21 protein-coding genes and 1 tRNA gene are annotated in these 22,815 nt (G+C 63.3%); 21 read left to right on the forward strand and 1 reads right to left on the reverse strand.

From position 1 onward, the window contains the following. Nucleotides 1-133: 133 nt before the first annotated feature. Complete coding sequence (locus ABFD92_07595) at nt 134-1,375, reverse strand: hypothetical protein (GenBank protein ID MEN6504385.1); 1,242 nt, start codon at nt 1,373-1,375, stop codon at nt 134-136. 277 nt (nt 1,376-1,652) lie between these two features. Here ABFD92_07595 and ABFD92_07600 point away from each other — a divergent pair, with 277 nt between their 5' ends. From ABFD92_07600 to ABFD92_07700, 21 genes are all read left to right on the forward strand, one after another. Continuing rightward, entirely contained in the window at nt 1,653-4,520 is a 2,868-nt protein-coding gene (locus tag ABFD92_07600) for a hypothetical protein (GenBank protein MEN6504386.1), read from the forward strand. Between the two features lie 128 nt (nt 4,521-4,648). Then, on the forward strand, nt 4,649-6,049 hold the full coding sequence (locus ABFD92_07605) for a fucose isomerase (GenBank protein MEN6504387.1): 1,401 nt from the start codon (nt 4,649-4,651) through the stop codon (nt 6,047-6,049). A gap of 169 nt (nt 6,050-6,218) precedes the next feature. Then, complete coding sequence (locus ABFD92_07610) at nt 6,219-8,051, forward strand: hypothetical protein (protein ID MEN6504388.1); 1,833 nt, start codon at nt 6,219-6,221, stop codon at nt 8,049-8,051. A 197-nt stretch (nt 8,052-8,248) separates the two neighbouring features. Further along, complete coding sequence (locus tag ABFD92_07615) at nt 8,249-8,923, forward strand: TraR/DksA C4-type zinc finger protein (GenBank protein ID MEN6504389.1); 675 nt, start codon at nt 8,249-8,251, stop codon at nt 8,921-8,923. Nucleotides 8,924-8,929: 6 nt separating this feature from the next. Beyond that, nucleotides 8,930-9,625, forward strand: a complete 696-nt coding sequence (locus tag ABFD92_07620) for a signal peptidase II (GenBank protein MEN6504390.1) — start codon at nt 8,930-8,932, stop codon at nt 9,623-9,625. Nucleotides 9,626-9,742: 117 nt separating this feature from the next. Then, a complete protein-coding gene (locus tag ABFD92_07625) occupies nt 9,743-10,174 on the forward strand; it encodes a hypothetical protein (GenBank protein MEN6504391.1) in 432 nt (143 codons plus the stop codon). After that, nucleotides 10,174-11,250 carry a 23S rRNA (adenine(2503)-C(2))-methyltransferase RlmN gene (gene rlmN, locus ABFD92_07630; GenBank protein ID MEN6504392.1) on the forward strand — a complete coding sequence of 359 codons (1,077 nt, stop codon included), beginning with the start codon at nt 10,174-10,176 and terminating at the stop codon, nt 11,248-11,250. The genes ABFD92_07625 and rlmN overlap by 1 nt, the downstream gene beginning before the upstream one ends. Before the next feature lie 453 nt (nt 11,251-11,703). Further along, nucleotides 11,704-12,258, forward strand: coding sequence for a sigma-70 family RNA polymerase sigma factor (locus ABFD92_07635; GenBank protein ID MEN6504393.1), 555 nt, complete (start codon nt 11,704-11,706; stop codon nt 12,256-12,258). A gap of 205 nt (nt 12,259-12,463) precedes the next feature. Continuing rightward, nucleotides 12,464-12,994 (forward strand): hypothetical protein, encoded by a 531-nt coding sequence (locus ABFD92_07640; protein ID MEN6504394.1) that lies wholly within the window; start codon nt 12,464-12,466, stop codon nt 12,992-12,994. 2 nt (nt 12,995-12,996) lie between these two features. Continuing rightward, entirely contained in the window at nt 12,997-13,530 is a 534-nt protein-coding gene (locus ABFD92_07645) for a DUF3106 domain-containing protein (protein MEN6504395.1), read from the forward strand. A 158-nt stretch (nt 13,531-13,688) separates the two neighbouring features. Further along, nucleotides 13,689-14,210, forward strand: a complete 522-nt coding sequence (locus tag ABFD92_07650; GenBank protein MEN6504396.1) for a hypothetical protein — start codon at nt 13,689-13,691, stop codon at nt 14,208-14,210. A 133-nt stretch (nt 14,211-14,343) separates the two neighbouring features. Further along, a tRNA-Arg gene (locus ABFD92_07655) sits at nt 14,344-14,416 on the forward strand. Between the two features lie 115 nt (nt 14,417-14,531). Further along, the gene (locus ABFD92_07660) at nt 14,532-15,869 is read left to right on the forward strand and encodes a tyrosine-type recombinase/integrase (GenBank protein MEN6504397.1); all 1,338 of its coding nucleotides are present in this window, start codon (nt 14,532-14,534) and stop codon (nt 15,867-15,869) included. Between the two features lie 187 nt (nt 15,870-16,056). Further along, on the forward strand, nt 16,057-16,389 hold the full coding sequence (locus ABFD92_07665) for a DUF1580 domain-containing protein (GenBank protein MEN6504398.1): 333 nt from the start codon (nt 16,057-16,059) through the stop codon (nt 16,387-16,389). Further along, nucleotides 16,389-17,135 (forward strand): hypothetical protein, encoded by a 747-nt coding sequence (locus tag ABFD92_07670; GenBank protein ID MEN6504399.1) that lies wholly within the window; start codon nt 16,389-16,391, stop codon nt 17,133-17,135. The genes ABFD92_07665 and ABFD92_07670 overlap by 1 nt, the downstream gene beginning before the upstream one ends. Further along, complete coding sequence (locus ABFD92_07675) at nt 17,132-18,049, forward strand: PD-(D/E)XK nuclease family protein (protein ID MEN6504400.1); 918 nt, start codon at nt 17,132-17,134, stop codon at nt 18,047-18,049. The genes ABFD92_07670 and ABFD92_07675 overlap by 4 nt, the downstream gene beginning before the upstream one ends. Before the next feature lie 36 nt (nt 18,050-18,085). After that, nucleotides 18,086-18,949: an ATP-binding protein gene (locus tag ABFD92_07680; protein ID MEN6504401.1), complete on the forward strand. Its 864-nt coding sequence runs from the start codon at nt 18,086-18,088 to the stop codon at nt 18,947-18,949. A 12-nt stretch (nt 18,950-18,961) separates the two neighbouring features. Next, nucleotides 18,962-19,699, forward strand: a complete 738-nt coding sequence (locus tag ABFD92_07685; protein MEN6504402.1) for a hypothetical protein — start codon at nt 18,962-18,964, stop codon at nt 19,697-19,699. A 48-nt stretch (nt 19,700-19,747) separates the two neighbouring features. Continuing rightward, a complete protein-coding gene (locus tag ABFD92_07690; protein ID MEN6504403.1) occupies nt 19,748-19,927 on the forward strand; it encodes a hypothetical protein in 180 nt (59 codons plus the stop codon). A gap of 156 nt (nt 19,928-20,083) precedes the next feature. Continuing rightward, a complete protein-coding gene (locus ABFD92_07695) occupies nt 20,084-20,443 on the forward strand; it encodes a VRR-NUC domain-containing protein (protein MEN6504404.1) in 360 nt (119 codons plus the stop codon). Then, nucleotides 20,436-22,655 (forward strand): phage/plasmid primase, P4 family, encoded by a 2,220-nt coding sequence (locus ABFD92_07700; GenBank protein ID MEN6504405.1) that lies wholly within the window; start codon nt 20,436-20,438, stop codon nt 22,653-22,655. Before ABFD92_07695 ends, ABFD92_07700 begins: the two co-directional genes overlap by 8 nt. Nucleotides 22,656-22,815: the final 160 nt, after the last annotated feature.

Raw genomic sequence — 22,815 nt, forward strand, 5'->3', positions numbered from 1 at the left:
AGCGGGGCGCATGGACAGTCTGTTTTTCAGATTAACGCCGACGGCGACGTTAGATGGTCTTGTTTTGAGCCATTTGCTTCTCTGCGTACTCTGCGATCTCTGCGGTTCATGCAGTTTTCGGGCTAGCGCATCCTCAGACGGCGTACTCCGCCGAGAGCTCGCGGGCCATGGCGACCCAGTCCCACATGCGCTTCACGTCGCCGCGGACGGTGTGCAGGTCCTTCATCACGACTTCGGGAATGCAGCCGTTGGCGTAGCAGCAGTCGAGCACCTTCTTGAGGTTGGCCCGCAGGATGCTCACGTCCCAGTTCGTCATCCCCATGTCGGCGGGGTTGGGCTTGTACGAGAAGATCGCGCGGCCGCCGAGTGCGGCGGCGCCGCGGAAGGCGTCGGCGCGGGGGCTCATGCTCAGACGCCGCAGGTCCGGAACGTGCTTGAAGATCACGTCCACCTTGTGATGCAGCGGCTCACAGCAGCCGTAGCACTTGAGCGTGAAGAGGTTCAGGAACGGCGCCTCGTACTGCAGGGCGAACTCCTCGTGCATCGCCGGCGAGACTTCCGAGAAGATCTGGGCGGCCGCATGGCCCCACTGATCCTTCATGCGCACGGTGCCGTTGAAGTCCTTCAGCGGCAGTTCGTCCGTCCAGCCTTCGCCGCCGGAGCCGACGAAGCGTGCGTCGTTGTTAAGCGTCATGACGCCCAGGGCCTCGCACTGCTTGAGGCGGTTGATCTCCCAGTCAGCGAAGCGCTTGAGCCAGGCATGCACCCACTGGGGCCGGTCAATCATGTCCAGCATGAGCTGCTCGATGCCGCGCACGGTGATGAACAAATCCAGCGGCGCGAACCAGTGTACCCACACGCCGTTCTTGTAGACTTCCAGGATGCCGTCGTAGAGCTCGGACAATTGCTCGAAGCGGCGGTTGGTCGTCTCCCAATCGACGGTCACGACCGGGTCGGGAATCATCGACGGGTCGGCGTCGTCGTGCAAAGCCTCGTGGAACTGCCGCGAACCGAACTGGTGGTCCGGCCGCGTGGACTTCTCGCTCAGGCCCATCGGCGTGCAGTCGATCTTGATGTCGCACTCGATCTTCGGCCGCCAGACGTGGTCGTCGCGCTGATGTTCCCAGTGATAGATCTGCCCGCGCAGGCCGGCCTCCTGCCCGCGGGCGAAATCGTCGGTGCATAGCAGCTCATAGCGGTTGCCGGTCTCGTGGCCGGTTCCGTCGTACAGCAACATCGGCGGGCGCGTCTTCTGCATCGCGTTGTGGCGCTTCCACAGATCGATGGTCTGCTGCTGGATCGGGTCGGCGGCGATCGCGGCCACCTGTGCGGCCAGGTCGCGAACGATCTTGCGGTCTTTGTCGGACATTGCCATGGCAGGCCTCCAAAGACAGGAACTTACCACAGAGGCACAGAGGGCGCGGAGTAAAAAACCACAAACGGAAGAATGGAATGATGGAATCTTGGAATGTTGAGTATGGAACGCCGGGGCAGGTGCCCGGTGCCATGGCGGCCGTTGTCCAGCCGCCATGTCCCCGCCTGCAAGCGAGGCAGCGCAGGGCAGGAAAGCTTCTTTTCGTAGGCCTGTGGTGCAGTTGGATGGTTTGACAATAGAGATGACCACAGGTCCAACCATCATCGGAGCAATCATCATGACGGCGGCATCGATATCCGCGGGCCAAATGGCCCTTGTCAAGACGGACCGGTTCTCGCTGCAGTTTTCGGCCGACGGCAGGCCGGCATCGCTCAAGACTGCCGATGGCAAAGAACTGCTGAACGTGGCCGACCCGGGTGCGGGGTTTGCCGCGTGCGGGGCCGGGGGGATGGTCATCCCGCTCAACCGCGTGCGCGTCGAGGGGCAGACGCTCATTGCTTCCAGCGACAACGCCACCCAGCAGGTCCATCTTGCCGTCAAGAGCGGCACGGGGCACATCGGGCTGCAGATCGTGCGGCTGATCGGGTTTGCCACCACCGGCGACCTGGCGCTGACGCTGGAGATGAAGTTCGTCGACGATTCCGTGCGGGCGCTGCCGTACGATCCGCTGACGCGCGTGACGAGCGAAGGCAAGACGCTCAAGGTCTCATGGCCGCACCTGTGGCAGCGGACCATCGGCGACGCGCCCGGGGGATTCTCGATCTACCTCTGCACCAGCGACGCCGGCGAGGACGACACGCTCCTGCACATCTGGGCCGACCAACCGCTGCCGCACCCGGCCGTTGAAGGCGCGTGGACCTACGATCGCGCCAAGCAATGGCTGGCCGCATGGCAGAAGCGGTTCGGCGACCGCACGCCCTGGCCGCAGTTCGCGGTCTTCTACCTCGAGCCGACCAAGCCCCAGGACCTCTACGACGGCGCCAAGTACGCCAAGGCCGCCGGCGTCAGCGCGGTCTACCTCATGCCCTGGAGCTGGCGGGGCGAGTACTGGCCCGACCACAAAACCACCGCCGGCATCAATACCGACATCTTCCCCGCCGGCGAGGCCGACCTGGAGGAATACTCCAACCACCTCGCCGCGATGGGCCTGGGCCTCGAGCTGCACTACGTCAGCGGCGGGATCGGCTTTCACAATCCCAGGTACGTCGGCACAAAGCCCGACCGGCGCCTGGCAAGCTGGGGAGGCGGCAAGCTGGCCGCGGCGGTCTCGGCAAGAGATCGCACGCTGAAGTTCCGCCCGGCCGCCGGCGTCGAGGCGCCCTTCGTGCTGTCCGACAAGGTCAACTGGGGCGCCTTCGACTACCGCCCCCCCGCCCTGCCGCACTGGATGGGGTGCAACATCGTGCGCATCGAGGACGAACTGGTGCAGGTCGGCTCGTTCGAGGATACGGATAAAGAAGTCTGGACGCTCAAAGACTGCCGCCGCGGGTTCGGCAGCACCACTGCCGCTGCCCACGGCGCCGGGGCGGATTCGGCCGGCCTGGTCGTCGCGTACGGGCAGAACCTCGTGCCCGAGAACAACTCGACGCTGCTGAGCGAGATCGCCGCGGACTACGCCGGCCTGCTCAATCGCTGCCGCATCACGCAGGCGATTCTCGACGGCATCGAGATCCACAACTTCTTCGGCGCCGGGCATGACGAGAAGTTCGCAGCCGAGGTCTACTCGCGGCTCGATCACCCCACCGTCTGCCACACCAGCAGCGGCCGCGCGCCGCGGGCGTGGCTGGAATACCGCTTCAATTCCACGCGGAAGCTGCAAGGCCCCTCGCGCGGCGGGCACGCGGACATCATCCTCGACCAGCCCTCGCGCCCGGCCAGCAGCATCCTCGACGCTCACCATCAGCTCAGCGCCGCAGCCGCACGCGGAACGCACGCCTTTGGCATCCGCTCCAGCGACCGCGGGCCGACGGTGGAAGCCCTCAAGACTCACGGCCGCACCGACGCGATTATTCAAGCAGTTAACGACTGGCGAGCTGTCAGCTATCTGCTCACCGACGTGCAGCGCGAGAAGTTCACAGCCGCCCCATCGACATCGAATCATTTCGACCCCGGCTGGGCGCAGGGCGATCAGGTTTACGTGCCGCGCAGAACCGCCGGCGGGTGGAAGATCGTCCCGCTGAAAGTACTCACGCGCAAGAGCGGCGACGTGAAATGGTTCCACGGCCAGGAGCACGGCGCCGTCGGTCCGCGGCAGTACATAAAGCCTGGCGAAAAGCTTTCGCTGGAGAATCCGTTCAAGGCTCAGGCGGCCCAGTTCGTCATCCGCGTGCTGTACGCGCACGATTACGACAGCGACAAGAACCTCTCGCTGCAGCCGACGATTACGGAGATCACCAATCCCTCCGACACGCTGATTCGCTCCAAAGGCGCGGGCCTGGAACTGACCCTGGACAACCAGCGGGCGGTCGACCGCTGGGAGGTCAGCCAGTTGCCCGCGTTCCATCGGCCGGTGGACATGCTGCACCGCCGCGCGATCGGCATGTATGTCACCGGCGACGCCGGCGGGGCGACGCTGCTCCTGCACGCCCTGCCCACCGGCGGGCACGGGCGCGACTGGGTCGTCAAGCTCGACTTCAAAGGCCGCCGCTACGTCGAGAGCCCCAGCGGCGAGGCCGCCTGGGCCAACGCCGATTGGGGTTGGCGGTACGCCTGCGCCAAGACGTTCGACTACGGCCGGGCACACGACTTCCTGTTGGGCTACGGCCACGTGCCGCCGCTGACCAAAGCCTCGGCGCTCGTTGAGGGAATTAAGGCCCTGGCCGAGATTCCCGCGATGCTGGAGAACCCCGTCATCCACACCGGCGCGGGCACGCTGACCATCAAGGGCCGCATCGCCAGCGGGCAGTATCTCGAATATACCGGCGCAGCGACGGCCGCCCTCTTCGACGCCAACTGGAACAAACTGGCCGAGCTGCCCGTCGAGGCCAGGCAATACGTGATGCCCTCCGGCGTCTCGGACGTCTGGGTCGCCTCTGCCGCAAAGACTCCCCAGCCCTGGCTGGAGGTGCAGTTCATGGCCGAGGGCGCAGCCATCCTCGTACCGGACAAGAGCAAGCTCTCGTCGCCTCGCGTCGTCAGACGCTGAAAGAACCGTATGCGAAGTGATCGGAATGTTTTTTCTGTCAACGCCGCGGGCGGCGTGGTGAAATCTTGCGCGGTCCGGTTCGGGGTCGGTGAACTGACCGGGCCGGAACACTCTTTCGGAGCAGCATCATGACAACTTCGAACTGTCCCCTGCTGGGGGTTGCCCCCATCGGGAAGTTCGTCTTCTCGCATGAAGACGCCATGGCGTACAAGGCCCGCATCGAGGCGCTGCTGACCCGGCTGGGCGTCAACTACGTCAACCTCGACGCGGCGCTGCCTGATGGAATGGTGCGCGACCAGCGGCACGTGGACGCGGCCGTCAATGAGCTGCGCGGCAAGAACATCGACGCGCTGTTCCTGCCCCACTGCAATTTCGGCACCGAGGGCGCCGCGGGCATGATCGCCCGCAAGCTGAATGTGCCCACGCTGCTGTGGGGTCCGCGCGACGAGGCGCCGCTGGCCGACGGCTCGCGCCTGCGCGATACGCTCTGCGGGCTTTTCGCCTCCAGCAAGGTCCTGCGAAAGCTCGGCGTCACGTTCACGTACATCGAGAACTGCCGCATGGAAGAGCCCGCCCTGGCGGAGGGCATCGTGCAGTTCATGGCCGCGGCGAACGTCGTCAAAGGCTGGCGGCGGATGCGCATCGGCATGGTCGGCAAGCGCATCGACTTCTTCTACACCTGCATCGTCAACGAGAGCGAACTGCTCGAGCGATTCGGCATCGAGATCGTGCCCATCGACCTGATCGACATCATCGCCGCCACCCGCACGCGTGCCGCGGGCGCCCGCAAGAGCTATCTCGACGAGATCGAACAGCTCAAGACGCAGCACCGCCTGGAACTGGAGGGCTTCGACGGCCCCGACGCGTTCATCAACGTGCTGGCCCTGCGCGACGAAATGCTGCACCGCGCAACCGACCTGGGCCTTACGGCATTCGCCATCGAGAGCTTCATGTCGATCTGCAACGAACTGGGCTCGATGATCGAGTTCGTCCACGGCGAATTGGCCCAGAGCGGGATCCCCTGCTCGACCGAGACCGACATCCACGGCGCGATCAGTTGCCAGTTGCTCCAGCACGCCGCAATGGGCGCCGAGCCGACGTTCCTGGCGGACCTGACGATCCGCCACCCCTCCCGCGACGACGCGGTGCTGCTGTGGCACTGCGGATTCCCGCTGAGCCTGGCGCACCCGCAAAGCCGCCGCAGCGTCGGCCCGCACTGGATCCTGCCGGGCATCGAGCCGGGCTCGTGCCACTGGCGCATGAAGGACGGCCCGCTGACCGTGTGCCGCTTCGACGGCGACACCGGCAGCTACCGCCTCTGCAGCGGCCAGGGCGAAACCTGCCAAGGCCCCGACACGCAGAACGTCTACGCGTGGATGAAGGTTGCCGATTGGCCCAAGTGGGAACGCACCTTCATCATGGGCCCGTACATCCACCACGTGGCGGCCGCCTACGGCCATCACGCCGCGGTGCTCAAAGAAGCCTCGCGATATATGAACGGGGTTGAATGGGAATCGCCCGAAGAATAGTTCACCGCAGAGTTCGCAGAGACCGCAGAGGAAGGGAAAAGGATGGATGGATGGATGGATGGGATAGATACCCGCGGTTGGTGCCGTTCATCCAGTCATCCAATCATCCTTCTTCCCTCTCTGCGGTCTCTGCGTCCTCTGCGGTGAATAAAACACAGGAAAAGACAACATGAACGCGACGATCAAGCTCACCGGCAACGCGACCAAGACCGCCAGCCAGATGTTGCTGGCTCACAACATCGAGGCGTGCATCGACACGATTCCCGGCCTGCTGAGCGACCGGCTGGACAATCCCAAGTTTGTCGGCCCGGCGCACCCGGTGACGGGGCTGGCGCCGCAGTGGGAAGGCGGCAGTTGCATGGCCGCCCTCAAGCACAAGCTCGTCAGCGGCGCGGGGATGATGGGAAGCTGGGCGCACTACCTCACCGGCGGGGCCTGCCTGACGCAGAACAAGCGCCAGGTGCGAGCCGGCGAGACGCTCGTCGTCGAGCTCTGGGCCCGCTGCATGGGCGAGCCAGTTACGATCTATACCAACCTCATGCCCATGCCCGCCGCCCGCAAGGTGTACGCTTCTGCCGAGATCGTCATCGACTGCCCGCAGTTCATGCGCTACACGGCGGAACTGACCGTGCCGGTCGACGACAACGACGCGTGCCTGGCCGTGGGGCTCAAGACCGAGGGGCATGTGTGGATCGACCAGATCCACCTGCGCCCTAAGGGGCAGGACCTGCTGAGCAAACCGGTGCTGGACATGATGGCCTCGATGCAGATCCCCGCCCTTCGGTTCCCCGGCGGGATCGTCTCGACCAACTACAACTGGCGGCACGGCACCGGCCCGGCGCACCTGCGGCCGACGGTTCAGGACGCGGCTTTTACGCGCGACTGGTTCATCTATTACGACTTCGGCACTGACGAATATCTGCAGCTTTGCCACGACCAGGGCATCACCCCCACGCTGACGGTGAACCTCGGAACGGGCAACGCCGACGAGGCCGGCGCGTGGGCGAAGTATGTCGCCGACTGGTACGCCGCCCGCGGGATCACGCCGCCGATGATCTACTGGCACATCGGCAACCATCCCTATGTCCAGACCATGGCGTACATGACGAGCAAGATGTACGCCCAGACGGTGCGGACATACGTGCCGGCGATCAAGGCCGCTTATCCCAACTCGCGCATCGTCGGCGTCGGGCCGGGCCTCTCGCATGACCCCAAGGAAGCCGCACCCGAGTGGACCGCCGCCGTGCTCGACGAAGTCGGGCCCATGCTCGACGTCATCCAGTGCCAGACCTACGCCGGACAAGGCCTCCAGCCCGAAGGCGTCAGCACGGACACGTGGGCGGCCGGCACCGTCGAGCCGCGCGAGCAGATGACGCGCGTCGTCGACAGCGTGGTGAACTTCGAGGCCGCGCTGGCCAACTACATCGCCGCCTGCCGGAATCGCGGGCTGAAGACCAACGTCGGCATCGCCGAGTGGAACTACTGGTGCCAGGCCAGCCACCGCGACGGGCATAACTTCGACGAACCGTATTATGTCGTCCACGCGATGTTCGTGGCGGGGATGCTGCACAACTTCGTGCGTCTCTCGCCGGACCTGGAAGTGGCGCACTTCTACAACCTGATCAACACGATGGGCATCATCGTCCACCGCGGCGCCGACGCGACAGAATACTGCCTCGGCGACGTCTTCCGCCTCTACCGCCCCGCCTTGCCCGGGTCCGTCCTGCCGCTGGAGATCGACTCGCCCGCCCTGGGCAACGCCCAGGCCGTCGACGCGGTGGCGCTGCAGAATGCCTCGGGCACATACCTCTTCGCCGTCAATCGCGATGACCGGCAAAGTGCGGAACTCGATCTTGGCGACATCCGCCCCAACGCCCCCGCCGACGCGGCCATGATGTGCGGAGACCTGCCCAGCGGCACTCTTGCGACAGTCCAGCCCCCGGCCCTCAAGGGCGGCACGATCACCCTGCCGCCGCTGTCACTGGTGCGGCTGCGGTGGTAGCCGCCAGCGGGCCGGTAGCTATTGAAGCCTCCGCGGAAGCTTCTGCTCCCGTCACCGCAGTATTGCGCCTTGGCGGGTCGATTGTCTTGACAGCCGATGTGGGGTTACCTATACTTCCTGGTCTGTGAATCGCCAGGCGGCCGGCGTCAGCACTGCCGACCGCCGCCTTTGTTCCAACCATACAAGGGAAACCCACGGTGGCAGAAAAGGCTCGCGTCAACAAAGACAAGAAGGCGGCAAAGTCCTCCAAAGCAGCCAAACCGGTCAAGAAGACCAAGCCTGCGGCGTTCGCGCCCGAGGCATCCAAGCCGGCGGCGTCTCCCAAGGTCAAGTGCCAGTTGAGCAAGGGCGAGTTGGCGGAGGTTCGCCAACTGTTACTCCAGAAGCGACAGTCACTTCTGGGCGATCTGAGCGGGATGGAAGCCACGGCCATGCGGTCTCGTCAAGGTCACGGCGAGCTTTCCCACATGCCCACGCACCTGGCCGATTTGGGCAGCGACAACTACGAGCAGGAGTTCACCCTCGGTCTGCTCGAAAGTGAGCGGGCGCTGCTGGTTGAGATTGACCAGGCCCTGGAACGCATCGACCGCGGAACCTACGGTATCTGCCTGGGTACCGGCGAAGCCATCGGCAAGAGCCGCCTCATGGCCAGACCTTGGGCCAAGTACACCATCGAATACGCCCGCCTGATCGAAAAAGGCCTGGCCAAGCCCGTCGAAGAAATGGCCGCACAGGCCGACGGCGAAGACGAGAACGTCAAGGCTCGTCCCGCCGATGAAGAAGACGTCGACGAGGATGAAGACGAAGAAGATGAAGCCGCTGACGACGAAGACGACGAGAAGGAACGCGACGACGCCCTTGACGACGAGTAGGTGACGGTGAGCCCCGCCAAACAGCGCCCGCCGACCGCGGCCGATCCGCAGCATCGCGCCGATACTGAGCCGGCTGTGAAAAGCCCCTTGGCGGTGATTCTGTTTCTGCTGGTGGCCGCCGCCGGCTTAGCCAGCGATCTGGGGTCCAAACACTACGTCTTCCAGCAACTGCTGGACGATCCTGACCTGGCTGTCAAAGCCGACCGGATCTACGCCCGCCTGCAGGAAGACCACCCCGGCCGTCCCGCTGAACAACTCTCCAAAGAGGTCCTCGATATTCTCTCGCCCCGCACGCAAACCGTCGCCGGAACGCGACTGACGATCTCCACCAATCCCGGCGTGGTGTTCGGTCTGCCCATGCCACGGCTGGTAGTGGCTGCGGTGACGATCCTGACCTCCGGGTTGATTTTCTACTTCTTCGCCGCTTCGGACCGCAAGGCCTGGTGGACGCACGTGGCGATGGCCCTGCTGCTGGGCGGGGCGCTGGGCAATCTGTATGACCGCCTGTTCAGTTGCGTGGCGATCCCCGACGCCTCCATGCCGCCCATACGCTACCACGTGCGGGACTTCGTCGACTGGGGGCAACTGGGCTACCCCTACGTCTTCAACATCGCCGACGCCCTGCTGGTGGCCGGCGTGGCCATGCTGATCCTGCACTGGTTCGCCTCCGCCCGAAGGGAATCCAAGAAACAAAAGAAGTAGTGGATGGATGGATGGATGGATGGATGGAGCGGTTTTCCGTCCTCGTCGTCGTCCTCGTCCTCCTCGTCGTCGGTTTTTTCTTTCTAGTGCCCCGCGCGGTATGCTCGTACTAATGTCATGAAAGTCTTTCTAGCCGGCATCATCCAGGGTTCGCTCGTCGAGGCCGACATCCACTGCCAGGATTGGCGCGTACCCATCAAAGCGGCGCTGGACCGCTGCCTTGCGGGGGCGGAAGTCTATTGCCACTACACGCAGCACCCCCAGAGCATCCGCTACGAGCTGCCCGAAATCCGCCGCACGCTGGCCGAGGGTATCGCCCTGGCGGCCGCGTGCGATCTGCTTGTCGCCTATCTGCCCAGTGCCTCGATGGGCACGGCCATCGAGATGCACGCCGCCGCCGCCAGCGGGGCTGTCGTGCTGACCATCACGCCCCTGGTGGCCAACTGGGTCGTGCGGGCCTACAGCGACCGCATCTTCCCCGACGTGGCGGCCTTTGAAAGCTTCCTGGCTTCGCCCGAGATGACCGCGCTGCTTGAAAGGCGAAAATGATGCCCGCCAGTATTCTCGACATGTCGCGAGACGAACTGCGCCAGGCGGTCACCCACGCTGGGTTTCCCGTCTATCGCGCCGACCAACTGGCCGACTGGGTCTTCGTCAAAGGCATCACCGACCCGGCCGCCATGACCAACCTGCCCAAGGCAAGACAGTCAGCCCCCCCCTCCCCCGACGCCGCCGCAACGTGCGCCCTGGGAGTGGAGATCCTCAGCTCCCGCCTCGTCGCCTCCGACCAGGACGCCGACGGAACGACCAAGCTCTTGATCGAGTTCGCCGACGGCCAGCGGGCAGAGACCGTGCTGATACCCGAACCCTCGCGCGCCACCGCCTGCCTGTCCACCCAGATCGGCTGCGCCATGGGCTGCCGCTTCTGCGCCAGCGGCGCCGGCGGGTTCGTGCGGAACATGACCGCCGCCGAAATCCTCCAGCAAGTGCTCCACCTGCGCCACGCCCTGGCTAATCCGGGTGCCATGGCGGCGCCGCGCATCACCAACGTCGTCTTCATGGGCATGGGCGAACCGCTGGCGAACTATGCCGCCACCATCGCCGCCGTCGGCTCGCTGATCGACCCTGACCGCTTCGCCCTCTCGGCCCGGTCCATCACGATCTCGACCATCGGACCGGCCCGGGCCATCCGCCGCCTGGCCAATGAGAACCTCCCCATTACGCTGGCCATCTCCCTCCACGCGCCGACCGATGAGCTGCGCCGCTCGATCATGCCCGCCGTCCGGGACAGCATCGACGAACTGATGTCGGCCGCGGAATACTTCTTCCAGTCGCGCAAGCGCGAGGTGACGCTCGAGTACGTGTTGATCGATTCGGTCAACGACACCATGCTCTGCGCCGATGCGCTGGCAAATCTCGCCCGGCGCGTGCGGTGCAACGTGAACCTGATCGCTCTTAATCCCACCGACGATTGCCCGTATAATAGGCCCACCAGCGGCGCGGTCCGCAACTTCGCCGCCCGCCTGAAAAACCGCGGCGTCAACGTACACGTGCGCCAGTCGCGCGGGGGCGGACAGTCCGCCGCGTGCGGACAATTGCGCCTGCGAAAGGAACCGCAGGAATAGGACACGGACGGGGGACGGGACAGGGACAGGGACGGGGAGTGCGGGATTGAGAGGATTAAGAGGATTAAGAGGATTAAAAAACGAGAGATGCACGGAGAACGGATTTTCGTCCTCGTCGTCGTCCTCGTCCTCGTCGTCGGTTGTTTCTTCTCCGACCCAATGACAGGGAGTGCGGGATTACTGGATTTGGGGGATTAAGAGGATTAAAACTGAAGACTGGAGATACGGACCGAGACAGGGACAGTGCGATTACACGGATTCGAGTGATTGACAGGATTGAGAACTCTTCGGCTTTAGTTTTTTCTTAATCCTCTCAATCCCCTTAATCCCGCACTCCACGTCCCCGTCCCCGACCGGACGCAAAGCAGGAGCAGTGTTATCGCGACATCAGAACAAAGCAACCCGCGCGCCGTCAAAGGGAACTGGAAGTCCAGCGACCCGGACGTGCAGCTGATGCTGCGTTACCAGGCCGGCGAGGCCGCAGCTTTCGACGAACTCATCGCCCGAAACACGCAGCGCGTACACGCGATCGTTTCCCGTTTCATCCTCGACCCGATCATGGTCGAAGACCTCACGCAGGAAGTCTTCCTGCGCGTCTTCCGAGCGTCGAAACGCTACAAGCCCACCGCCCGCTTCAGCACGTTCCTGTACCGAATCGCCGCCAACTTATCCTTCAACGCCCTGCGGGCCAGAAAGAACTCCCCCACCGTCCCACTCGACGGCTACAGCACTTCGCAGGACGAAGACTACCAAAGGCAGATTCCCGATTACCGCCAGGAAGCCCCCGGACACGGTCTTTCCCAGCACGAAATGAACGACCTGCTCGCCCAGGCCGTCAACGACCTGCCCGAAAATCAACGCATCGCCATCATCCTTAATAAGTATGAAGGCAGCTCCTACCGCGATATCGCCTACGTGCTGAAATGCTCTCCCATGGCCGTCAAGAGCCTCCTCAGCCGAGCGCGAACTTCGCTGCGCGATTCGCTGAAGAAATACATGTCGCACTAGCGGCGCCGGTCCGTCCGGCGGCGATATCGCATTTGAAAATGCCGCAAAAGTGCCCCGTTTCTTCTTGCAAGAAAAATCTTCAAGAAAAAACGAAATCATTAGTCCGGTTCCAGAAGTGGCCGGTTGAAGTCATAGAGATAGGCAATCGGTCCATGCAACCGCACGGGACGGTTCGGATCGATCCGGGTTCTAACGCAGACGAGCAATGAACGAGAGACTGACACAATCACAGCGCGACGAACTTTCCGCCTGGCATGACGGAGAGATCGAAGGCCCCGCGGCGGCCGAAATCGAAGCCAAAGTGGCTGGCGATCCGGTCTGGGCGGCGGCCTATCGCGAGATCGCGGACCTGGAACAAACGCTGGATGCCTGGGCGGTTGAGCCGCCGGCGGCCGACCTTGAGCGGCGGATTATCGCCCGCATCCACCAGCAGCGCGCCCAATCGCGGCGTGTCGTGCTGAGGCTGGTCGGGGCAATGTCGGGCATGGCGGCGGCCGCAGCCATCGTGGTGGCCATCCTCCTGGTCAACAACGAGGGCAAGCAGACCCCAGGCCGCACCGACACGGTAGCCCAGAAGGCCGATCAGACCGTCAAGACCAACCTGGCATCGGTAGAGGGCAGCGACCGGATGATCGTCGAGAACCTGGACTTCTTCCAGAATTATGCTGTCGCGGCAAACTACGATACCCTTGAGGCGATTGACCGCATCGAAGACTCCGCGGGCGGGGGAATGTGATGATGACGACCTGGAGAAACTTTCTGGCGATAGCTGCCGCGGGGATTATCTTCCTGACCGCGCAGGCCGCCTCGGCCGACGACCCCAAACCCGCCGCAGGAAGCATCGCGCGGCAGTTGCTGCTCAAGCGGCGGCTGGAGAAGATCGCCGCCGGAACGCTGTCGGCGTCGCTCGAACACAATCGCCGCCAGTGGGAGCAGCTCTCGCCCGAGCAGCGCGACCAGATGCGCCGCACCGCCTTGGCCTTTGAGAGCGCCAACCCCGCCGAACAGAAACGCCTGCTGGAACGCTACGAACAGCTCAGCCGCATGACGCCCCAGAAGCAGCAGGCCTACCGCGAGCGGGCCAGGTGGCTCCAGGTCGTCGTGGCCAGCTTCACCGCCGAGCAGCGAGCCCAAATGCGGGACATGCCCGCCGACCAACGCGCCAAGATGCTCCTTGACCGCAAGGCCGAGTTGATCCGCGACGGAAAACTCAACGTCGAATCCGCCGCCACACAACCGGCCACCCAGCCGGCCGTGAAACAGGCGCCCTGATAGCCGCACGGTTCAAACAGGATCCTGTCGGCTCTTTCTTAGATTCCCTGTCCTCCTCTGGACCTCTGCGTCTCTGTGTCGCCGGCTGCAAAATCAGGGTGGCCTTGCCTTGCACGATGCGTTTGCGGCAGGTATAGTCCTTGCGGGAGAATACTACCATGACCATTCGACTGGCGTTGATCACGGCGACGGCACTGACAGCCTTGGGCGGATGCACCCAGCAGACGTACCACGTGTCGTATCTGCGGGCCGTTCAGGAATTGATGCTGGCGTATCCGAAGTTCGATTCCCACGCCCCGGATAATCTTTACGGTCCGGCCGACCGGCACCCCGCGTACGATTCATTCTATCCGACGCTGGACGTTCGCCATGAGATCGTCAAACACACCAGCGAGTCGCGCGTGGTCATCACCAACAGCGGGGACAACTACACCCGAAAGACGTATCTGACCGTCACGCGCCAGGATGACGACAGCGTCAAGGCCTGGACCTTCAGCGAGATCACCGGCAAGGGTATCATGATGCCCATGCGCGACCTGAACTGGGAAACCGCCCGACTTAACGATTATACCGCCCGGCTCAAGCTGATCGAGAGCACCAGTGCCGACGGGGGCTCCTCCAGCCCGCTGTCGCCACCGACCAACTCCAACACGCAACTGCTGGCGCCCCAGAAAAAATAAGCCCCAGCCGCCGTCGTGACAGAACCGAAAGACCCCGCCTCTGCGGGGTTTTTCATTTTCAGCGGCAGTGGAGTTGAGAAACCCCTTGATTCTGCTGGCGATAAGGCTAGAATCCGGAGGAATCGAAACGCAAGCGGGCGTAGCTCAATGGATAGAGCATCGGTCTACGGAACCGAAGGTTACAGGTTCGACCCCTGTCGCCCGTAGTGAAGGTAAATAAAGGCCCTCTCACCAGTTGTGAGAACCACCTGTTTGGGTGTGGGCGGCCGTAACTGAAGGCAAAAGTGGTAGTACTACCACTTGCTAACGGAGACGGCTGCCATGAGTACCCTGCCCCCCGATGCCCCTGTCCCTGATCCTGCGTGCGATGTTCAGGAAAACCGCTCGAAAAATACTCCATCCCTCTGCCGCCATAAAAAAACCAACCAAGGCTATGTCATCATCGACGGCCGATGGTTTTACCTGGGCGACTATGACCAGCCCAGGACGAAGCAGCGCTATCACCAACTCATCGCCGAGTGGCTGGCCTGCGGGCGCATGTTGCCCCAGGACAAGAACACCCTGACGATCATCGAACTGGCGGACCTGTTCTGGCAGTATGCCAAGACGTACTACGTCTCCCCCACCGGCAAGCCCACCACCGAGCTGGCGCACTTCAAGCAACTGCTCAAGATGATCAAGAAACTCTACGGATTCTCAAAAGCCGCCGACTTTGGCCCCCTGGCCCTCAAGGCACTCCGCCAGGAGATGATTGATAAAGGCTGGTGCCGCATCAACGTCAACCACCACGTTGGCCGCATCAAACGCATCTTCCGCTGGGCCACCGAAAACGAACTGGTGCCCGGCAACAGCTATCACTCGCTGCAGGCCGTCGTGGGCCTGAAACGCGGCCACTGCCAGGTCCGGGAGGGTCGCACCGTCAGGCCCGTGCCGATGCACATGGTCGAGGCTATCAGGCCCTTCGTCAGCCAACAGGTCTGGGCGATCATCCAGCTTCAACTGTTCACCGCCGCCCGCAGCGGCGAGATCGTCATCATGCGGCCCTGCGACATTGACCGCAGCGGAAAGATTTGGGTCTACAAACCCACCGACCACAAGACCGCCTATCGCGGCCACGAACGCAATATCTACATGGGCCCCAACGCGCAGAAGATCGTTACAAAGTACCTGCTGCGTCCTGGCGAGGCGTATTGCTTCTCGCCCATCGAGGCCGAAGCAGCCCGCAGAGAAAAGATGCACGAAGATCGCGATACGCCGCTGTCATGTGGCAACAAGCCCGGCAGCAACCGCAAAGACAAACCGAGCCGGCTGCGTCACGACCACTACGATCCGCAGAGCTACGGCAATGCCATCGCCCAGGCATGCGAACGTGCGTTCCCACTGCCCGAAAATCTCGGCCGCAAGAAGGGCGAAAGCAGGGACGCCTTTTTCAAAAGGTTGAAGAAGGACCCCGACCTGCGAGAGCAGGTCAAGCAGTGGCGCCGGGAGCATCGCTGGCACCCCCACCAGCTTCGCCACAATGCTGCGACGGAACTTCGAAAAGAGTTTGGTCTGGAGAGTGCCCGCATCATCCTGGGCCACCGCAGTTCCGCCGTCACCACCATCTACGCCGAAGAAGATAATCGCAGAGCCCTGGAAGTGATGGCCAAGTTTGGCTAACGCATCCACGCCGGCGGCAGAGGAGGCGTTGTCCTCCTTTGCCGCCGGTTTTGTGCGCGCTGAGAGCGCCCCTTAATCGTCCCCAAAGCGCCCGCTAAGCGCCCCCTATGCGCCCCCAAGGCCCTTGAACTTCTGTCATGCTAGAGGGTGTTGACGGCACCTGTACTGTGTGCTGCAGGAGTGGGCGATGACAATCGATATCCAGCAGGAAAAACTGATCACTCTCAGACAGGCGGTGGACGCGCTGCCTCCAATAGATGGCAAGCGCCCCCGCGTGAACACCATCTGGCGATGGTGCCGCATCGGCATACACGGCGTTCGCCTGGAATACATCAAGGTCGGCCGCAATATCGTCACGTCACTGGCGGCAATGAATCGCTTCTTTGTGGCGGTTGCGAAGGCTGAAGAGCCGCTGGTGGATTATCACCTTCGACCCAAGCCCAGGGTATTTATGGGGCCGGCGTCCAGGCTTCGAGCCATCCGCGCTGCTCAAAAACGGCTGGAGGAGGCCGGAATCTGATGCACCTTCACAACCCCCATGAGCACATCGGCAGCAATGTCCGCATCCGCTCCCACGGCTCCAGCCAGCACTTTGGCCGCGGGCGGCTGATCCGCATCGAGGGGCAGTTCGGGATCGTCCAGCCATTCCAGAGACACAGGAAGAAGGAGCGTGTGCCATTGACGGACCTACATACGTGGGCGGCGGGCAATGTGAATCACCCGCAGCCGCCACCGTCATCAGAACAACCACAGCAGCCGGAGAAGGCAGAGCCCGTGATTCAAACAGCAACACAGCAGGTCGAGCAGGCAATTCAGGGCGGCCCCTGGATTGTCGCCGACGTGGATAACATGCGGTTCTATGTGTCCCCATACCACGGCTTCAAGCCTGAACTAAATCGTGCCAGGTTGTTCGGCGCACAGCGATCCGCCAATCACTCGGCGTCTATGCTGCGAGCAAGTCGAGGCGCTGAACTGGGAGAAATCCAAGTGCTAACCCCCCCGCAGGCCCAGCAACTGCTTCAGGATCGTTATCAGGATCGGCCGGTTGATGTGGCCCAGGCGCCGGGGCCTTCGACGGCGTCTTCGCCGAGCCTGGCCAGATTCAGCAAAGCCAGCCCAGATGACATTCGCCTGGCGGCGGACATCTTGAAGCGCATGGCCGATGCGGAGGCGATGTACCGAGAATCCCTGGCGGACCTGGAGAAGATCCGGAGCCAATGGCGGCAGTTGGAGGAGCGGATCATGTCGCAGGAGCCCAGGCCATGACGATCCTGACCAACACAGCTTTGGGTACCTACCGCCTCTGCCCTCGCAAGTATCGCAACCGCTACCTCTACAGGCTGGTGCGGGCGCGCAGGGCGGTGGCCTTGCGATTTGGTTCGGCGTTCCATGCGGGCCTGGATATGTTCAACAAGGGCTCGCCCTCAATGGTCGTCTTGGCCTGGCTTAAGTCCGCCTACGACATCTGCCCCGACTGGGCGGAGCCGGCTGATTGGCAGGTCGAGTACCAGACGCTGAGGCAGCTTCTGGAGGCGCACTTCTGGCGGTACTCGAAAGACAACCTTGAGCTGATGGCCAGCGAAACGACCTTCAGCATCCCTCTCGTGGATCCGGCGACTCAGTTGGTAAGCGAGCTTTTCAGCCTAGCCGGCAAGATCGACGCCATCGTTCGCATGGACGACGGACGGCTTGCCCTGCTGGAGTACAAAACCGCCGGCGAAGACATCGGCCCAAACAGCGATTACTGGCAGCGGCTGCACGCCGACAGCCAGCTCTCCCTGTACATCCTGGCGGCGCGGGCGGCGGGCTATGACGTTTCGACGTGTCTTTATGACGTCACCCGCAAGCCCACCATCCGCTGCAAGAAGACCGAGACGCCCGAGCAGTACAGCACGCGCCTCTATGAAGACATCAATGAGCGGCCCGAGTACTACTTCCAGCGCCGCGAGATTCCGACCCTGGAAGATGAACTGCGGGAGTTCCAGGTCGAGCTGTGGCAGCAGATCTGTGCCCTCCAGGATTCGATGGCGCACGGGCGCTGGTATCGCAACATCAATCGAATGACCTGCGCGTACTGCGAGTACAGCGAACTGTGCTTCAACAACATCCACGTCGATCCGGGGCAGACGCCCCTTGGCTTTGAGATTATCGCCGACCCGCATCCGGAACTGTCTGCCTGATGCGGCTGGGCATTTTGTACCAGAAAGGATTCTGTCATGACTGCAGTAGGAGTACCCGCCCGAAGCACAATTCTCCACCGTCACGCGCCGCCCGTTCAGACGGCACAGGACCAAGTCGCCTTTGGGAGCATCCCCTCCGGCGCCGGCCACCGGATCGTTGTCTACGGCCCCGGCGGCGTTGGCAAGACTACGTGGTCCGTGACGGGGCCCCATCCCCTGGCCATCTTTGACCTGGAGGAATCGCTGCCGGTCCTGCGGGGGCAATTGCCCGAGCAGCTCCAGCAAGTGATCAACAACGTCGCGGCAATCCAGGACAGGAGCGGCGCTGAGGGTTGGCAGGGTCTGCGCGATGCGCTGCATATGCGCGGCTGGGATCAGATCAAGACCATCGTAATCGACTCGGCGACCAAGGCCGAAGAGTGGGCGGCCGCCTGGGTGATCAAGAATGTACCCCACGAGAAGGGCAACCGGATCGAGCGGATCGAGGATTACGGCTTCGGCAAAGGCTACTCGCACATCTACGAGACGTTCCTGGCGCTGCTGGGCGATCTTGACCAGCACGTGCGCGCGGGCCGCAATGTCGTGCTCATCGCGCACGACTGCACGGCCGAAGTGCCCAATCCCGCCGGCGAAGATTACATCCGTTACGAGCCCAGGCTCCAGAGTCCCGCCAGCGGCAAAAACTCGATCCGCCTGCGCGTGCGTGAGTGGGCCGATCACGTGCTCTTCATCGGCTACGACCTCGATGCCAAAGACGGCAAAGCCAAGGGCAGCGGTACCCGGACCATCTACCCGGTGGAACTGCCGCACTGCATGGCCAAGAGCCGCACGATGAGTGAGCCCATGCCCCTGAACAAGTTCGATACCGCCGTCTGGGCCCGCCTGCTGGGCCAGAAATAGGAGTTGTGTGCAATGCTTCCTAACCGTGAAGGCCTGTTCAATGCGTACCCGCTCGATATCGGGATCACCCAGAGTGGTCCCAATAACCTGCTGACGTGCTCGATTCTGCTGCGGCTGTATGAGGAGCTTTCCAATGGCAGTTGGATCGACTGCTCTGCAGAAGGCATGGAGATCACCGGCTACTTCTATCTGGAGAAGAAAGACGGCGCTCTCAATACCACTGCCATCGACTCGCTCAAGGCGTCTTTGGGCTGGGACGGGCGCGACCCGTTCTGGATGCAGGACAATGCCGAGAATCTGCGCGAAAAGCCCGTGCAGGTGAAGCTGGGCGCCGAGCAGTACAACGGCAAGACCCGCATCAAGGTCCAGTTCCTCAATCCCCACGGCAGTTCGGCCGCCGGCGTGAGCAAGGGCGACGATGTCCTGCGCCGGACGATCAATACCCGCCTTGGCGCACGCTTGCGTGCCCAGGCTGGCGGCACGCCGGCGCCGGCACAGACCCCGCCCCCGCGGCCTGCTCAGGCTCCCGCGCCGGCGGCTTCGGCAGCTCCGGCGACGGCGACCATGGAGCAGGCATGGGCAGAGTTCTGCAAGCACTGCCCCGCGCCCAAATGGGACCAGCAGGCCATTGAGGGCGAGTGGTTCAGAATCCTCGGTGAACTCTTCCCCGCCAAGCAGCCCGCTGAACTGACCAGTGCCGACTGGGCGGTCATGCTCGCCCAGGGGCCGGGCAGGATCATTCCGTTCTGATCGGGAGTCTGCGCACGGATGAGCGAGGCGTGGGCAAAGGAGTGCCCTATGCGGACCAGAGTCAAGGAAAGGACACTCAAGGACCAGCGCGAGGTCGCGCGGCGGCTGCGGGTGTACGTCTCGCAGGTCGAGCGCTGCGGGCGCATTACGCGCTGGCAGCCCAACGTGATGAACCCCGAGGTCAGGGATGACCGTTATGTGCCGGAACCGTCGAAAGAGGATGATTGAAAAGTCCAAGGCCGCCAAGGAAGGCCGTCGGATGCACGCGTTTTACGTTGGCTTCTGGGCCGCCCGTCGCGGCGGCGGGAGCAACCCCTTCCCTGCAGGCAGCGAGAAAGCCACCTGCTGGCAGGCTGGCTGGGAGTTTGCGCAGGAGACCCAGCAATGAGCCTGCGCGCCTCCGACGTCTTCCGCACCACCAGGGCCAGACAGAAGCCCGAGCGCGAGGTACAGCGGGCGATCCTGGGCTATCTCCGCTCCATCGGGGCACTGGTGGCCGTCACAGACGCCGGGGCGGCATATCGCGCCGGCTCATGGGGTGCTGACACAGTGCCGGCCGGATGGCCGGACATCACGGGTCTGCTTCCCGACGGCCGCTTCATTGGCGTCGAGTGCAAAGCCCCAGGCGGCCGCCAGTCGCCGGTGCAGAAGTTCATGGAGCAGGAGATCGAGCACCGCTGCGGGCTCTACGTGCTGGCCTGCAGTATCGACGACGTGCGGGAGGCAATCGAACGCGATGGATGATCCCGTGCAGGAAATCCTGGAGCGTCTGGACGGGGCCAAGCAGGTCGGGCCAGACCAGTGGCAGGCTCGCTGCCCCGCGCATGAGGATGATCATCCCAGCCTGCGCGTTGGCCGGGGCGCCGACGGGCGAGTGCTGCTCAATTGCCGCGCCGGCTGCGCGACGATGGAAATCTGCAAAGCGCTGGGCCTATCCGCCAGCGCTCTCTTTCCCCCTGGCCAGAAGAAATGCTCTGCCGGCACCACAATCGTCGCCACGTATGATTACCGCGACGCACACGGAAATCTGCTCTTCCAGAGCGTGCGGTTTGAGCCTAAGAAGTTCCGCCAGCGACGGCCTGACGGCAATGGGGGCTGGCTTTGGGAACTGGGCGATACGCCGCGGGTGCTCTATCGCCTGGTCGAACTCCTGGCCGCCGATCCGGCCCAGTGGGTGTTCATCGTCGAGGGCGAGAAGGATGCGGACAATCTCGCCGCGGTGGGCCTGGTGGCCACTACCAATCCACAGGGAGCCTGTAAGTGGGGCAAGCTCTCCGACGACAGCGCGCTGCACGGCCGCCGCGTGGCGATTCTGCCTGACAGAGATGCGCCCGGTCGCAAGCACGCCCAGGACGTCGCCCAGCGCCTCAGGGGCAAGGCGGCACAGGTCAAGGTGCTCGAACTGCCTGGCGACGGCAAAGATGCCTCTGACTGGCTGGCTGCCGGCGGGACGGCGGCAGAACTGCTGGCGCTGGTCGAGGCGGCGCCCGCTTACGAACAGCCCGTCGAGCCTGAAATCGCCGCCGCTACTGCCCCCGATGAGCCCATGGTCAAACTGGGCGAGCATGATCCGGCCACAGGTCGGCTCGTGTTGTCGCCCCGCCGCACGCTGCCCACCGCCGACGCGTTCATCAACGCCTTCCACAGCCACCCTGAGGGCCGGACCATTCATGGCCACGGCGGGGTGTTCATGGTCTGGCGGGATAATCGGTTCATAGAGGCCGAAGACCAGGCGGTGCGCAAGCAGCTCCAGTCCTGGCTGCACGAGGCGCTGCGATATGTGTTCGACAAGAAAACGAACCAGATGGAACTGGTGGACTTCGAGTCCAATCCCACCACGATCAATGCCGCACTGGAATCGCTGCGAGTCCGGGCGCATCTGCCGGCCTCCATCGTTCCGCCGGCGTGGCTGGACGAAAATCCCCAGCGCCCGCCGGCGACGGAGATTCTGCCGTGCAGGTCATACAACCTGCATATCCCCTCAGAGACGGTACTGCCGCCGACGCCGGCGTTGTTCACCACCAACGCCCTGGACTTCGACTTCGACCGCGCCGCCCCCTGGCCGGAAGCATGGCTGGATTTCCTGGCGCAGCTTTGGGGTGACGATCAGCAGTCCATCGCGTTGCTCCAGGAGTGGTTTGGGTACTGCCTGACCGCCGACACCAGTCAGCAGAAGATGCTGCTGCTGGTTGGCCCCAAGCGATCGGGCAAGGGCACCATCGGGCGCATCCTGAGCCGCCTGATCGGCCCAGCCAACGTCTCCGGCCCGACCACCAGCGGCCTGGCCGGGCCGTTTGGCCTGCAGCCTCTGGTCGGCAAGAGCCTGGCCATCGTCTCGGACGCCCGCTTCACCGGCAATGACGTGGGGACGGTGATCGAGCGGCTCTTGTGCATCAGCGGGGAAGACAACCTCACCATCGAACGAAAGTTCCTGCCGGCGCTGACCATGAAGCTGCCGACTCGGTTTGTATTCCTGACCAACGAACTGCCGCGGATTAACGACGCCAGCGGCGCCCTGGCCAACCGATTCCTGCTTCTGACGCTTCGCCAGAGCTTCTACGGCCATGAAGACACGCACTTGACGAGCAAGCTCATGTCGGAGCTTCCTGGGATCCTGCTGTGGGCTCTGCAGGGATGGGTGCATCTGCATGATCGGGGATATTTCGAACTGCCCCAAAGTTCCAGGGACCTGCTGCAGGACGTGGAGGAACTGTCCAGTCCTGTCGGGGCGTTCGTCCGCGACTGCTGCACGGTCGCCGTCGGCAATCGCTCGCGTGTGGAGGATCTTTATGCAGCCTGGAAGGGCTGGTGTCAGAAAGACGGCCGTAACACAACCTCAACTCGCCAGACGTTCGGTCGCGATCTTCTGGCGGCCGTGCCGGGGCTGACAACTCGGAGAAATCAGCATACCGGGCGTTTCTACGAGGGTATCTCGCTGAGCGAGGGGGTCGCATGAGCAAAAAGTACCGCACAGTACCGGACAGGTACCGCACAGTACCGCAGTCACTGCTGGTGAGATACGCCAGACGCAATAAAGACTTACAGCTCAAGTACCGCACAGTACCGCACATTTCCCTATATACCGCGTGTGTGCGCGCGCACGCGCGTACGCGCAC

This window comes from Planctomycetaceae bacterium, from assembly GCA_039680605.1.
Taxonomy (GTDB): domain Bacteria; phylum Planctomycetota; class Phycisphaerae; order SM23-33; family SM23-33; genus JAJFUU01.

Excerpts from the sequence above, each read along its gene's own strand:
- ABFD92_07595 (MEN6504385.1), bottom strand. The coding sequence starts at position 1,375 with ATGGCAATGTCCGACAAAGACCGCAAGATCGTTCGCGACCTGGCCGCA.
- ABFD92_07600 (MEN6504386.1), top strand. The coding sequence starts at position 1,653 with ATGACGGCGGCATCGATATCCGCGGGCCAAATGGCCCTTGTCAAGACG.
- ABFD92_07605 (MEN6504387.1), top strand. The coding sequence starts at position 4,649 with ATGACAACTTCGAACTGTCCCCTGCTGGGGGTTGCCCCCATCGGGAAG.
- ABFD92_07610 (MEN6504388.1), top strand. The coding sequence starts at position 6,219 with ATGAACGCGACGATCAAGCTCACCGGCAACGCGACCAAGACCGCCAGC.
- ABFD92_07625 (MEN6504391.1), top strand. The coding sequence starts at position 9,743 with ATGAAAGTCTTTCTAGCCGGCATCATCCAGGGTTCGCTCGTCGAGGCC.
- rlmN (MEN6504392.1), top strand. The coding sequence starts at position 10,174 with ATGCCCGCCAGTATTCTCGACATGTCGCGAGACGAACTGCGCCAGGCG.
- ABFD92_07635 (MEN6504393.1), top strand. The coding sequence starts at position 11,704 with ATGCTGCGTTACCAGGCCGGCGAGGCCGCAGCTTTCGACGAACTCATC.
- ABFD92_07640 (MEN6504394.1), top strand. The coding sequence starts at position 12,464 with ATGAACGAGAGACTGACACAATCACAGCGCGACGAACTTTCCGCCTGG.
- ABFD92_07645 (MEN6504395.1), top strand. The coding sequence starts at position 12,997 with ATGACGACCTGGAGAAACTTTCTGGCGATAGCTGCCGCGGGGATTATC.
- ABFD92_07650 (MEN6504396.1), top strand. The coding sequence starts at position 13,689 with ATGACCATTCGACTGGCGTTGATCACGGCGACGGCACTGACAGCCTTG.
- ABFD92_07660 (MEN6504397.1), top strand. The coding sequence starts at position 14,532 with ATGAGTACCCTGCCCCCCGATGCCCCTGTCCCTGATCCTGCGTGCGAT.
- ABFD92_07665 (MEN6504398.1), top strand. The coding sequence starts at position 16,057 with ATGACAATCGATATCCAGCAGGAAAAACTGATCACTCTCAGACAGGCG.
- ABFD92_07670 (MEN6504399.1), top strand. The coding sequence starts at position 16,389 with ATGCACCTTCACAACCCCCATGAGCACATCGGCAGCAATGTCCGCATC.
- ABFD92_07675 (MEN6504400.1), top strand. The coding sequence starts at position 17,132 with ATGACGATCCTGACCAACACAGCTTTGGGTACCTACCGCCTCTGCCCT.
- ABFD92_07680 (MEN6504401.1), top strand. The coding sequence starts at position 18,086 with ATGACTGCAGTAGGAGTACCCGCCCGAAGCACAATTCTCCACCGTCAC.
- ABFD92_07685 (MEN6504402.1), top strand. The coding sequence starts at position 18,962 with ATGCTTCCTAACCGTGAAGGCCTGTTCAATGCGTACCCGCTCGATATC.
- ABFD92_07690 (MEN6504403.1), top strand. The coding sequence starts at position 19,748 with ATGCGGACCAGAGTCAAGGAAAGGACACTCAAGGACCAGCGCGAGGTC.
- ABFD92_07695 (MEN6504404.1), top strand. The coding sequence starts at position 20,084 with ATGAGCCTGCGCGCCTCCGACGTCTTCCGCACCACCAGGGCCAGACAG.
- ABFD92_07700 (MEN6504405.1), top strand. The coding sequence starts at position 20,436 with ATGGATGATCCCGTGCAGGAAATCCTGGAGCGTCTGGACGGGGCCAAG.